General features: G+C 50.7%; 16 protein-coding genes and 1 tRNA gene. 5 read left to right on the forward strand and 12 right to left on the reverse strand.

The genetic code is table 11. From position 1 onward, the window contains the following. Positions 1–291: 291 nt before the first annotated feature. A complete protein-coding gene (locus tag ACJ2PR_RS32795; RefSeq protein WP_446880186.1) occupies positions 292–753 on the forward strand; it encodes a Fur family transcriptional regulator in 462 nt (153 codons plus the stop codon). A 17-nt stretch (positions 754–770) separates the two neighbouring features. Here the strand turns inward: ACJ2PR_RS32795 and ACJ2PR_RS32800 are convergent, their stop codons facing one another. Then, complete coding sequence (locus tag ACJ2PR_RS32800) at positions 771–1,880, reverse strand: peptidoglycan-binding domain-containing protein (RefSeq protein WP_446880187.1); 1,110 nt, start codon at positions 1,878–1,880, stop codon at positions 771–773. 180 nt (positions 1,881–2,060) lie between these two features. After that, a complete protein-coding gene (locus ACJ2PR_RS32805; protein WP_446880188.1) occupies positions 2,061–2,540 on the reverse strand; it encodes an SH3 domain-containing protein in 480 nt (159 codons plus the stop codon). 83 nt (positions 2,541–2,623) lie between these two features. Between ACJ2PR_RS32805 and ACJ2PR_RS32810 the strand changes: the two genes are divergently transcribed. Next, positions 2,624–2,989 carry a hypothetical protein gene (locus tag ACJ2PR_RS32810; RefSeq protein ID WP_446880189.1) on the forward strand — a complete coding sequence of 122 codons (366 nt, stop codon included), beginning with the start codon at positions 2,624–2,626 and terminating at the stop codon, positions 2,987–2,989. A gap of 11 nt (positions 2,990–3,000) precedes the next feature. On the opposite strand, the gene ACJ2PR_RS32815 is transcribed toward ACJ2PR_RS32810, so the two are convergent. The 8 genes from ACJ2PR_RS32815 to ACJ2PR_RS32850 all read right to left on the reverse strand — a co-directional run bounded on the left by ACJ2PR_RS32815 (position 3,001) and on the right by ACJ2PR_RS32850 (position 8,596). Next, complete coding sequence (locus ACJ2PR_RS32815; RefSeq protein WP_446880190.1) at positions 3,001–4,524, reverse strand: AAA family ATPase; 1,524 nt, start codon at positions 4,522–4,524, stop codon at positions 3,001–3,003. Between the two features lie 83 nt (positions 4,525–4,607). Beyond that, on the reverse strand, positions 4,608–5,111 hold the full coding sequence (locus tag ACJ2PR_RS32820) for a YceD family protein (RefSeq protein ID WP_446857203.1): 504 nt from the start codon (positions 5,109–5,111) through the stop codon (positions 4,608–4,610). 113 nt (positions 5,112–5,224) lie between these two features. Further along, positions 5,225–5,731, reverse strand: a complete 507-nt coding sequence (locus ACJ2PR_RS32825; protein WP_446880191.1) for a Jag family protein — start codon at positions 5,729–5,731, stop codon at positions 5,225–5,227. Position 5,732: 1 nt separating this feature from the next. Next, the gene (yidC, locus tag ACJ2PR_RS32830) at positions 5,733–6,869 is read right to left on the reverse strand and encodes a membrane protein insertase YidC (protein ID WP_446857205.1); all 1,137 of its coding nucleotides are present in this window, start codon (positions 6,867–6,869) and stop codon (positions 5,733–5,735) included. A gap of 145 nt (positions 6,870–7,014) precedes the next feature. Further along, the gene (locus ACJ2PR_RS32835; RefSeq protein ID WP_446857206.1) at positions 7,015–7,407 is read right to left on the reverse strand and encodes a PH domain-containing protein; all 393 of its coding nucleotides are present in this window, start codon (positions 7,405–7,407) and stop codon (positions 7,015–7,017) included. Next, complete coding sequence (rnpA, locus tag ACJ2PR_RS32840) at positions 7,397–7,759, reverse strand: ribonuclease P protein component (RefSeq protein WP_446857207.1); 363 nt, start codon at positions 7,757–7,759, stop codon at positions 7,397–7,399. Before rnpA ends, ACJ2PR_RS32835 begins: the two co-directional genes overlap by 11 nt. A 37-nt stretch (positions 7,760–7,796) precedes the next feature. Continuing rightward, on the reverse strand, positions 7,797–7,940 hold the full coding sequence (rpmH, locus tag ACJ2PR_RS32845; RefSeq protein WP_446857208.1) for a 50S ribosomal protein L34: 144 nt from the start codon (positions 7,938–7,940) through the stop codon (positions 7,797–7,799). A gap of 143 nt (positions 7,941–8,083) precedes the next feature. Further along, positions 8,084–8,596: a DUF2808 domain-containing protein gene (locus tag ACJ2PR_RS32850; RefSeq protein ID WP_446871768.1), complete on the reverse strand. Its 513-nt coding sequence runs from the start codon at positions 8,594–8,596 to the stop codon at positions 8,084–8,086. Positions 8,597–8,884: 288 nt separating this feature from the next. Here ACJ2PR_RS32850 and ACJ2PR_RS32855 point away from each other — a divergent pair, with 288 nt between their 5' ends. Together ACJ2PR_RS32855 and ACJ2PR_RS32860 are read left to right on the forward strand one after the other, a co-directional pair. Then, entirely contained in the window at positions 8,885–9,253 is a 369-nt protein-coding gene (locus ACJ2PR_RS32855; protein WP_446880192.1) for a helix-turn-helix domain-containing protein, read from the forward strand. Beyond that, positions 9,153–9,413 carry a zinc ribbon domain-containing protein gene (locus tag ACJ2PR_RS32860; RefSeq protein ID WP_446880193.1) on the forward strand — a complete coding sequence of 87 codons (261 nt, stop codon included), beginning with the start codon at positions 9,153–9,155 and terminating at the stop codon, positions 9,411–9,413. The genes ACJ2PR_RS32855 and ACJ2PR_RS32860 overlap by 101 nt, the downstream gene beginning before the upstream one ends. A 135-nt stretch (positions 9,414–9,548) precedes the next feature. Here the strand turns inward: ACJ2PR_RS32860 and ACJ2PR_RS32865 are convergent, their stop codons facing one another. Continuing rightward, on the reverse strand, positions 9,549–10,487 hold the full coding sequence (locus ACJ2PR_RS32865) for an NAD(P)H-dependent glycerol-3-phosphate dehydrogenase (protein ID WP_446880195.1): 939 nt from the start codon (positions 10,485–10,487) through the stop codon (positions 9,549–9,551). A 5-nt stretch (positions 10,488–10,492) separates the two neighbouring features. Then, positions 10,493–11,371, reverse strand: a complete 879-nt coding sequence (gene lipA, locus ACJ2PR_RS32870) for a lipoyl synthase (protein ID WP_446880194.1) — start codon at positions 11,369–11,371, stop codon at positions 10,493–10,495. Positions 11,372–11,468: 97 nt separating this feature from the next. Here lipA and ACJ2PR_RS32875 point away from each other — a divergent pair. Then, a tRNA-Pro gene (locus ACJ2PR_RS32875) sits at positions 11,469–11,542 on the forward strand. The last annotated feature ends 208 nt before the right edge of the window (positions 11,543–11,750 follow it).

Below are 11,750 nucleotides of genomic sequence, written 5' to 3' on the forward strand. Positions count from 1 at the left end.
AGTATCGACACTGCATAGTACAACACCCTCATTCATCCCTCTATTATGCAACGCCGAAATTTAATCGCTAGGTTTGCGTGATGAGTCGCTTCAGCAATTCGGATTGCACCTAATTATCAAGTACCTGAGTTTTGAGAAGCGATCGTAAGCTCTTTCAAGCTAGATCTCCCGTCTTTACAGCGTTAGAAGCGCTTCAGCAGTTGACAATTATTCTCACTAAGAAGATTTTCTTGATAATCAACCTGTGATTCTGTATGCTATATTCTCAAGAAAGGAGGCTCTGTTGAGAATATGAACGCTCCTGTTTATACATCTGCATCACTCAAAGCTGAACTCAATGAAAAGGGGTGGCGACTGACTCCACAGCGCGAAACCATCCTACAGGTTTTTCAAAATCTTGAAGAAGGAAACCACCTTAGCGCCGAAGATCTCTACGAGGTTCTCAAAGCCGAAGGAGAAGGCATCAGTCTCTCGACCATCTACCGTACGCTCAAACTCATGGCGCGGATGGGAATCTTGCGCGAGTTAGAATTAGCCGAGGGCCACAAGCACTATGAGCTAAACCAACCCTATCCCCATCACCACCATCACCTGATTTGCGTCAGGTGCAGCAAGACGATCGAGTTCAAAAGTGACCCAATCCTCAAGATTGGCACCAAAGCTGCTCAAAAGGAAGGCTATCATTTGCTGGACTGTCAGCTAACCATTCATGCTGTCTGCCCAACCTGTCAGCGATCGCTGCTTCCGGTGTAGATTACTTTCTCTACTAACTAGCGGTAGGCGACTCTCGCATCCAGTCCCTTTGCCCGCAGCAGGTTGGATTGGCGATCAGCTCGTTCAACATTGGGGTAGCGGCCCGCTTCCACATAGTCACCCAGCTTCGATGTTCTTTCGACGGCTGCGGGGAAAAATTGTCTGACCTGTGAGAGTGTAACCGCGCCCTGCTTTGGAATCACAACATGATAGCGATTGACTTGATCGATAGAGCCGATCGTCCCAATGCCCAACTGATTCAGCGTTCTAGCATCTGCAATGCCCGTTTGTGGGAGTCGTTGAGCCGCTTGAAACCGCAGAACGGCATCTCTAGTGATTGAGCCATAGTATCCCGTTGGAGAAGCCTCAAAGTAGCCCCGTGCGCTCAGTCGGCGTTGCAGATCTTCTACATCTGAACCGCTACTGCCGATCGTCAATTCGCGACTGTTGGCAATGGGTGGACGGGAAGTCGTCGGTTCGATTGGGGCACTGTTGTTTAGTGCTTGATAGACCTGAGATCCAACTACTCCATCTGCGGTCAATCCCCAGTCGCGCTGGAGTCGGATTACTGCGGATTCGGTCTGGGGGCCAAAAACGCCATCGATCGTCCCTGTGTAATAGCCTGCTGCGCTCAAGCGATTCTGCAAATCAGAAACAGCCGATCCTCTGCTGCCGAGTCTGAGAATGCCGCTCAGGTTATTCATCGGGTTGAGGGTTTGACTGGAGCCGCCAATCACTGGACTGCTGGCTAAAGCGGAAAGGGTGGCAGGGCCGACAATCCCATCTGGCACTATGCCTAATCTGCGCTGGCAGGTGATGACCGCTTCTCTGGTCTGAGGGCCAAAAACCTCATCTACCAAGCCTGAATAACAGCCCTTGTTTGTCAACTGGTTTTGCAAATTGCCGACTTCGGAACCTCGATCGCCCTCTTGCAATAGAGCCATTGCCGCACTTGCGAGACTCAAAATCGTCAGGCTAACTGCAATGCTCAAAAACTTTACCCAGACCCCACTTGGAAGCTTTTGCCAATTTAGACTATCCAAAATTCTCAAAGGCCGAACGGGAGAGCGAAAGTCTTTGGGCAATTCGTTCTCGCAGGCAAGGTGCAGATAACCAAGGGTTTCCATATTCTTTTGATAGGCGTAAATGATGAGGCTAAGAGGACAGGCTTGTGCTTTTCCTTTGACAACATCTTAGCTGGATCATCCCTAGAGTGCCTATATCTTGGCAGACATTAACAGATCTACCTTAAGAAAGAAATTTCATCTTTTCAAAACAAATGTAGTCCCTTTTCTAAAGATTCAATGTTATTGAGCAGATTTCTCAACGTTTCCAGCCTTAACCCAGCCTTCTCGATCGCCCGTTTGCAACCGGACTTTTTGCCAATCTCCATCTGTGCTGGTTTCTAATACAAACACTTTATCGTTGAAGTCGATGCCACCAATCTGTGAAGAATCGCGACCTGGCGCATCTCTCAAAATCAGACCGATCGGCTGGCTCACCCGTCCCGCAAAGGCTCCCGCAGGGAGTGGTTTGGCAGAGGGCGTATCATCCTGGACTTCCGGTTTCTCGACAGCTTTTGATTTAGCGACTGGTTTCGAGGCTAAAGGCTTGTCGTTTGGATAGATCGGCTTAGGAGGGGGCGCACTCAATTTGGTAATGAAGTATTGAGCCGCCATCAGACTGCCCCCAGCCAGCAGCGCGATCGCCAAAAGCAATCCCACAGAAACTTTGACTAAACCTGACCAACTCATCAAGTCACCCTCATCAAACGGTGAAGCAAGCAAGATACTAACATTGATTTTGCGATCGGCACGCCACCCTGAAGATTTTTCTCACCTTGAAATTGGCGATCGAGTTCGCTAGGGTGATGTCAGATTTTGGAGAAGTCATGATGCGTTATCAAACGGTTGCTGGATTTGTTGCCACAAGTGTTTTGCTTTCTGCGACTGCTTTGCAATCTGAGCCGTCACCGACGATTAGCCGTCTAGTGTTACGCGATCGTATTGTGGTGATTACATCGGTTCAGAAAGGTCTTCTCTATTCAGTTAAGACCGATCGCGGTGAAGTGCTAGATGCCAATCTCAGTGAGGCTCAACTTGAGGCAAAACATCCTGAGCTATATCAAAAGCTTCGTCCCGCTGTGGCTCGTCCGTTGGGGTCGATCAAACGGGAGTCGATCAACAAAAGGGAAATCCTTTGGATGGGAGTCCCAGCGATCAAAGAACTGAAATAACGTTTCTATACTCATTCTGGCTGCTGCAACTGGCGCTGGATGCGGTTGCTCAGGCTGCTGTGCTTTGAGGCCATGCGGGCCTTGCCAGCGGCCGCCCACTCTTGGAGAAATTCAATCTGCTCTTTGGCAGTTCGGGCCAGCGGAACGATTTGACTGGCCGCTTCGAGAACGTCGTCGGTAGTAAAGTCGCGATTTTGGCTAAACCCCAGGTGCATCGCTTCGGTCAAAGTTTGCTCGATTTCGGCACCCGAGAAGTCCGGCGTTTCGTAGGCGAGGCGATCGAGATCGTAGTGTTTGAGATTGTGGGGACGCAGGCGAGAAAGATGAACGGCAAAAATCGCCCGTCTTTCTTCTTGAGCAGGCAGACCGACAAAGAAAATTTCATCAAATCGACCTTTCCGCAACATTTCGGGCGGCAGGGATTGAATGTTGTTAGCCGTCGCCACAACGAAGACAGGAGAAGTTTTTTCTGCCAGCCAGGTGATGAAGGTGCCAAAGACGCGACTGGAGGTTCCCGCATCGCCTCGACTATCCAGTCCAGAAAACGCTTTGTCGATCTCGTCGATCCACAAAATGCAGGGAGCCAGCGCTTCTGATAGTTGAATCATTTGACGAGTACGCGATTCAGATTCGCCAACCAGCCCGCCAAATAGCCGACCCACATCCAATCGCAGTAACGGCAGGTGCCAGTGGTGGGCGATCGCTTTTGCCGTCAGTGATTTCCCAGTTCCCTGAATTCCGACCAGCAACAAACCCCTGGGATGAGGCAAGCCATACTGTCGTGCCCGTTCTGAAAAAGAGCCACCCCGCAGCAGCAGCCAGTCTTTCAGGTTATCCAGTCCTCCAATATCAGAGATATTCTCTGTTGCAGGATAAAACTCTAAAATTTGGGTTTGTCGAATGGTTTGTCGCTTTTCTTCCAAAATCAGATCGACATCTTCGGGTTGCAGTTCACCATGTAGGGCGATCGCTCTCGCTAAAACCCGGCGAATCCGCTCGGTTGAGAGTCCCTGACACGATCGCACTAGCTCATCCAAAACTTTGGGTTCCAGTCGTTGTCCCGTCGCTCCTAACAGTCGGTCAATCTCTGTTTTGATCTCGATCGCGCCCGGTAAGGGAAACTCCAGAACGGTCAGCACCTCGCTCAGGTCATCTGGAATCGAAATGTTAGGAGACAGTAAGACGAGATTTTTGGGTTGAGACTTCAACAACCGCCCCAGATTTCGCAGCTTACGTGAGATCGAAACGTCCTCTAGAAATCGATGGAAATCTCGTAAAACAAAGATTGCGGCGGCACTGGCGGGTAGCTTCTCGACAAACTCTAGCGCTTGGAGCGGATTGCGCTTGCCAACACCGAGATCATTGGGATTGCCTTGATAGCCATCGACAAAATCCCAGATATACACGGCCCGATCGCCTTGATTTTTGGCACACTGAGCGATCGTTGCTTCCACACGCTCTTCTTCACGGGTGGGAATGTAGATCACCGGATAGCGGGCCCGAAGCAGCAGATTAAATTCGTCGCTGAAGCTCATAGATCATGGAGGAGCATTTAGCTCGGTCAGCAGTTAAAGTCTTACTAACACCGTACACTACTGTCCCAGTCTCTACCGCTATCTTATGAGGGAAGCTGACCTTTCAAGGATTCTAAAGAAGCCCAACGCTGATCGATCGCAGGCTTGGAGTCAGCCTTTTTCACCTCAATTCCCTGACAGTCCTGACTGCAAATCTGACGTTGCGGAATCTCTAAACACAACTGCTCATACAGCCACGCCGAAGGCTCAAAGTACCCGTTGGGGGGCAGCGTCTCAATCAAGTCATCCATTGAAAGGTCACGATCGAGGGGCAGTTCTTCAACTTGTGCTTCTTTCTCAGTTAGCCAGAGCATCTCAGACGCTGACACCGAGAGACGATGGTTAAATTGTTGTAAACAACGGTGACACATGAGTGTGACAATCGTTTCCGCTTGAGCAGAAATTTCGAGATAGTTGCCCTGATGGGTGACTTTCAAAACGCCCTGCACGGGAGTCAAAGTGGGCAAGTTAGGCAAAATCTCTTTGAACTCGATCGCCTGGCTGCGCTCAGGAGCTTGGGTCAACCGAGGAATGTAAATCGCTTCCATGAATTGAGGCAATCCTATTAAAAACTAAGATGCCTGCACATTTTCAGCACAGGCAACCATTACATACTTCTATTTTAGGCGTTGCTGAACGAGGTGTTTGACCCACTCCAGGATTAAATTTGAGGCTGATCAGGCTGTACAGGACGGACAACTAGACGACGATCGGGTTCTTGCCCTCGGCTAAACGTCTCCAGATCGGGGCTGTCTTTGAGAATGGTGTGAATCTGTCGCCGTTCGGCAGAGGACAGCGATTTGATTTCATACTCTGCGCTAGTTTGTCGAGCCTGTTCAGCAGCCTGTTCAGCAATCTTTAGCAACGCTTGCTGACGGCGTTCTCGATAGCCCGCAAGCTCGATCGTATAGGCACCCTGCAACTCGCCTGTTTGACCCAGATTGAGAATGGAGTTTGCTAGATACTGGATCGAGTCCAACACTGCGCCTTCGGTTCCGATTAAAGAATCAACCTGGTCAGTTTGAAGGGCAGACTGGTCGATCGTCAGCCAACAACTCGCCTCGGAAAACGTTTCTCTCATCTGGGTCGTCACAGGTGCTGGAAGACTTGCTAACTTCAAGAATTCTTCTAGCCACTCCTGACCTCTTTGCTGAAGCTGATCACCCATGTTAAGCCTTCTTTTTACGACCGGGTTCAAATGGTAGATCGTCAGACCCCTTTTCTTTGCTCGTCTTTGCCGCTTCTGCATCCACAATTTTTTGCAGATTTTCGGGTAGAGGCTCACGCGACAGGACAAAAGTTTGAGCCGTCTGGAAAATGTTGGCAATGACCATGTACATCAACACCCCAGCCGGAAGTGGGAAGAAGAGGAACATGCCAGAGAAGATGATCGGCGTGATTTTGTTGACGGTATCTTGTTGAGGATTGCTGCTCGGCCCACTACTTTGACCTGAGAGCAACTGGTTGATGTATAAACTAACGCCAAAAAAGATCACCATGCCAATGATGTCCCAGTGCAGCGCTCCATCCGGATCGATCGCGCCTACACGTCCCAGCTTATCGATAAACAAAAATCCTTTATCAGCCGCCAGTCCTGGAACAATCGCTTGAACGGTGGCATCTCCGGGCTGAAGGGCTTCGATCGTGCCGTCGTCGTTCAGCTTGATTCGCTCTGCGCCGTTGGTGACTTTGAACTTTGGCTTGAGATTGCTGTCAGGATACTCAGACACTAGCGCGTCAAACGGCTTACCGTCGTTGGTCTGAAACTCAACTTTAGTTTTTTCGCCAACGGCTAACTGGGTGCCACTGGGAGCGATCGCCGCAATCTTTGCATGAACGCCGTCAGCTACAAAAATGTTTTGAGGCGGGGTCACAAAAGCCTGAACCTGCTCCACCTGACCTGTGGGGGTCACCTGAAAGTTGAAAGTGTAGGGCACGTCTGAGAAGGGTGATCCCCGCAGAGTGGCGAACAACGCAAACAGAACAGGCATCTGTAGCACCACTGGAAAGCAGCCAGCCAGGGGATTACCAAATTCTTTATAAACTGCGCTCATGGCTTCCTGCTGCTTGGCAGGATCGTCCTTGTAGCGCTCTTGAATCTCCTTAACTCGTTTTTGCATGGCAGGCTGAGACACCTTCATGCGGCGCATACTGCGAATCGAGCCAGCACTCAAGGGGTAAAGCGCAAAGCGAATTACCAGCGTTAGTGCCACGATCGCTAAACCGTAGCTGGGCACGATCCCATAGAAAAAGTCTAGGATCGGCAGCATTACGTTGTTGGAAAGAAAGCCTATACCGAAGTCCATTCGCCTTACGTCTACCTAAAGAGAATTCTGAGTTTGCCGAGTTTGATCGAGTTGATGTGGCTCGGCGTGTACGCTAGCTGGCACACCACGTCCCAGTCTAGCCTGTACACCCTATCATTAACCGTCCATAGACAAGCGGAATTCCCTACTTGCCCAGTGCACCACTGGCTTTTTTAGCGCGATCGGACAGCTTATCGTTGATATAGTCGTAGACTTCTCGAAACTTGGGCACCGAGCGAAGCTCTAACCGACTGCCGTCTCGCAGCGTCACAACCATATCGCCCCAAGCACCCAACCCACGGGGAACGGTGACGACTTTGACAATCTCGGAATAAATGAGATCGGTACGATCGCGACCCATCCATCCACCTGTGACGGTAATCCGCCGATTTGTAATTCTATACCGCAGCCAGAGCGCTCGGACAACTGAACCGATCGTCAAGGGAATACAGATCACCGTAGTCGCCAACAACAAACCGATAATCAAATCACCGACATGAGGGCCGCCTTCGTAATAAACCTCTTCTTTAATCGCCATTTATCACCTCAGCGTCTACCAACAACTGTTTTAATTCTTGCAGAAATTGGAAGTAATCGCACTTAATCGCAGATTCTCTAACGACAATCACGACTTTCCAGCCGTGAGGGATGAGAGGAAGTAACTGGCGCAAAGCCACTCGGATCTGCCGTTTAATGCGGTTTCGCACAACAGCGTGTTTGCTGACTTTTTTGCTGATGGATATGCCAATCTGGGAGGGCGACTGCTCATCCTTCTGGCGGGGACGCAGTGCCCTGACCGCCAGGTTAGCTGAGTTTCGACGCAGACCTCGCTGATAGACAGCACCAAAGTCTCGTCGTTGTTTGAGTCGATTTGCTTTGGGCAATGCCATCTCAGACCTCGCCCTGCCTCTACAAAAGATTCAGAAATTAACCAGAAACCGAAAGCCGTGCCCGACCTTTTTTTCTCCGAGCCGTGATTACCCGCCGACCGTTGGGGGTTCTCATTCTCGCCCGAAAGCCAGAGACTCTTCTTCTCTTACGGCTGGTTCCTTCTAAAGTGCGTTTGGTCATTGTGGTTGCTCTAGCTAAAGGTGAAGTGACCGTCAAAAAGCCACAGTCTACAAATATACCACTTGGAAAAGTGAGTGTGAACTAAAAAGTGAAGCGCTTCGATCGAAGCGCTTCACCCTTCAAGATTTTGAGACAATTTGAAACTAGCTGATGGTAATGATCCAGGTGCCGAGCGATCGCAGCAAAGGTACATCTCCGGGAGACAGCACGTTGCAGTTAAAGTAAAACATGCCGCCGCTGCTAGGGTTTCTGACGTTTGAGAAAATCAGTTCGACGTTGGTGCCTGCGGGGACGGGTTCTTTAGGAAAGACTTCGATCACGTAGTTTTCTTTTGACCACTTGACTTCTTCGATGGCGACTTTTTTGTCGTTGACCATCAGTTCGACATCTTTGGGATCAAACGTGCCCTTAAAGTAGTTGGGATAGTCGATCGCAAACTGAGCGACAGCCACCTTCATCTTGGCGCGGGGAACTCGCAGACGGTAGCGATCCCAGGAGTTAGAGTTTCCACCAAAATCAAGACGGTAGCTCAGTTGGTTTTCGCTCTTGACTCCACTAAAGATTGTCAATCCGGGCAGGCCTTGGGCAAAGGCGACGATCGGCAGAACCGACGTGAGGCAACCTGCGATCGCCAATGTGGAAACGACACGTCGCATCGAAAATCCTCTGAGCAGCATAGGCGTTTTACCTGAAAAACAAGAGTTAGGGGTTTTCATGAGCTTTATCAATATCGACATTAGCAGCAAAAGACAAGGAATAGCTCAATGAGGAGCGACGTAAGTCTCGACGAAGAAATTTCTAGAAGGTGCCTGATTGATTTAAGACAAGCGAAATGATTCACCGAGTTCATCTACTTTGTAATTCTACCAATAACGCCGGAGTGCTGCGTTCTTCAGACTAGCGAAGCGCTTCATAACGGTACTCCGTTTGGTTGTAGGTGGATCATGTTAACCCTCACTTACGAATTCAAGCTAGTCCCCACTTCCGACCAGGCGGCACTCATTGAGCAATGGCTGATTGTTTGCCGCAAAGTCTGGAATTACGCACTGCGTGAACGCAAAGACTGGATTGAATCTCGCAAGTGTGAGGTCAATGCTTGCTCCATTCGACGGGAATACATCATTCCGGCTGACGCGCCCTCTCCCAACTTTGCTCACCAGTGCAAGTCATTGACTGACGCAAAGACAACAAATCCAGAACTCAAAGCGGTCAATGAAACATACGCTGGATGCTGGATTTGGTCAATTTCTCAATCAGATATTGCCCTGGGTGTGCTGGAAGCGAGAGGTGCATTTTGGCAAGGTGAACCCTAGAGGAACGAGCCAAGAGTGTCCAGATTGCGGGGCAACCGTCAAAAAGGATTTGAGCGATCGGGTTCATCAGTGTTTGGAATGCGGATCAACCAAGCCTAGAGATATTGCCTCTGGGGAAGTAATCCGCAATCGAGGATTATCCGCCGGGGGCACACGGTAGATCAAGCAGTCTGTGGAGGCGTACTGGCGGGGGCAGCGATGTCTAGTCAAGTGCCTGTGAAGCAGAAACCTAAGTCGTGAGTCTTAAGAATCTACGTCTATCCCCGAAGGGTTGGGCGTAGAGGATGTCAACTTTCTAAACTTCTGGCTTGCTGTCACGAAGCATCAGGGCTGAAACGGCGGCGTGAGGGGTGACTTCACCTTGCAAGAGTTGATGAACTTGAGACGAAATCGGTACTGAAATCTTCTGTTGCTCCGCCAGTCGAATGAGCACCTGTGTCGTGTTGACTCCTTCTGCGGTGCCTTCTAACTGAGCCAGAACGTCAGATAACGGTTTGCCCTGCGCTAACCCATAACCTACCTGATAATTTCGGCTCAAGGCACTGTTGCAGGTGGCTAGCAGATCGCCCAAGCCTGATAGTCCATAAAACGTTTCAGCTTTTGCGCCCCAATAGGTGCCGATGCGAATCATTTCGGCGAGTCCGCGAGTGACGAGGGCTGCTTTGGCGTTGGTTCCTAGATTTAGACCATCACAGGCTCCGACGGCGATCGCAATCACATTCTTTAACGCGCCCCCCAATTCAACGCCCAGGGGATCGGGATTGGTATAAACGCGAAATCGAGCCGAAGAAAGGGCAGCTTGTACCCGTTCCGCCGCCTGTAAGTCTGAGCTTGCAACCACACTGGCCGCAGGCAAACCTTGTTGAATCTCTTTGGAGAGGTTTGGCCCCGAAAGAATCGCGACAGCGTGAGTAGGAAAAGCAGCTTGCCAGAGTTGCGACGGGAGAAGAGGCAAAGCGACCCCTTGCGGGTAACTCGAAGAGATCGCCGTTCCTGAATTGGCATCCAGTCCTTTGGTCGCTGTGACGAGAAGGGTTTGAGGCGAGAGGGCTGATCGTAGCCCTGAGATCACCTCTCTTACGCCTTTCATCGAAATCGCTGACACAACCACATCGGCGTTCTCGATCGTGGTCTGAAGGTTGCCGCTCTGACGCGACCACACCTCAACTTGATGCCCATTGTCTCTGGCCAGATTCGCCAGCGTCGAACCCCAGGCACCCGCCCCCATCACCACAACCTTCAACCGTGCCCCCGTGGGTTGTTTTGCATCAGCGTCCTGACTTGTTCTGCGTGATAAGAACTACGGGTGAGCGGTGAAGAAACGACTTGCAGAAAGCCGATCGCCGCCCCATATTCCTGCCAGAGATCGAACTGCTCAGGAGTCACAAAGGTCTGAACACCCAAATGTTTCTGGCTCGGTTGGAGGTATTGCCCGATCGTCAGAATGTCACAATCGACCGTTCGCAGATCGCGCATCGTTTGCCGGACTTCTTCATCTGTCTCACCCAGACCGACCATGATCCCAGATTTGGTGTAGGTGTGCGGACTGATTTCGCGGGTGCGTTTGAGCAGGTCGAGCGATCGCGCATAGTCGCCTTGAGGTCGGACTCGCCGATACAACCGAGCGATCGTTTCGGTATTGTGATTGAGAACTTCTGGGTTGGCGTGGAGAATGATAGCCAGCGCGTCCCAATTGCCACAGAGGTCAGGGATGAGAACTTCGATCGTCGTCTGAGGCGAGACGGCCCGAATCCCTTGGATACAGCGCACAAATTGAGCCGCTCCGCCATCTGGCAAGTCATCTCGATTGACAGAAGTAATCACCACATGATTGAGGCGCATTCGTCGCACGGCTTCGGCTAGTCGCGTCGGTTCGGTGGGGTCTAGTGGCTGTGGCTTCTTTTCAAAATCAATGTCGCAATAGGGGCAGGCCCGCGTGCAAGCTGGCCCCATGATTAGAAACGTCGCCGTCCCTGCGTTAAAGCACTCGCCAATGTTGGGGCACGAGGCCTCTTCACAGACCGTGTTGAGCGATAAGTCTCGCAAAATTTCTTTGACGTTGCCGACTCGCTCCCATTGAGGAGCTTTAACCCTTAACCAGTCTGGCTTTACAACCACGCCTGTCTACCCTAAAGTTGTGCATCAATTAGTTTAACAAGTTGTTGGGCAGGATTCTCTGTGTTGGGTCGATCGTGCTACCCTATTATTGACTAGCCGGGATGTAGCGCAGCTTGGTAGCGCACCTCGTTCGGGACGAGGGGGTCGTAGGTTCAAATCCTATCATCCCGATTTTTAAAGGCTGTAGTGCTTCAGAGCAATTGGCAGGTCATGGGCCGGGCTGGCTTGTGAACTCCATTTCAATAACCTTTGGACTCATCTACTCGGGGACTGCCCGAATTAATAGCCATAGCGAAAGGTTTCGTCGAATTCACGTTAACAAAGAATTTAGGCGTTGCTGAACAAAGGGATGAATCAAGTGAGTACGGGTATTGACCAA

The organism is Phormidesmis sp. 146-33 (genome assembly GCF_052939515.1).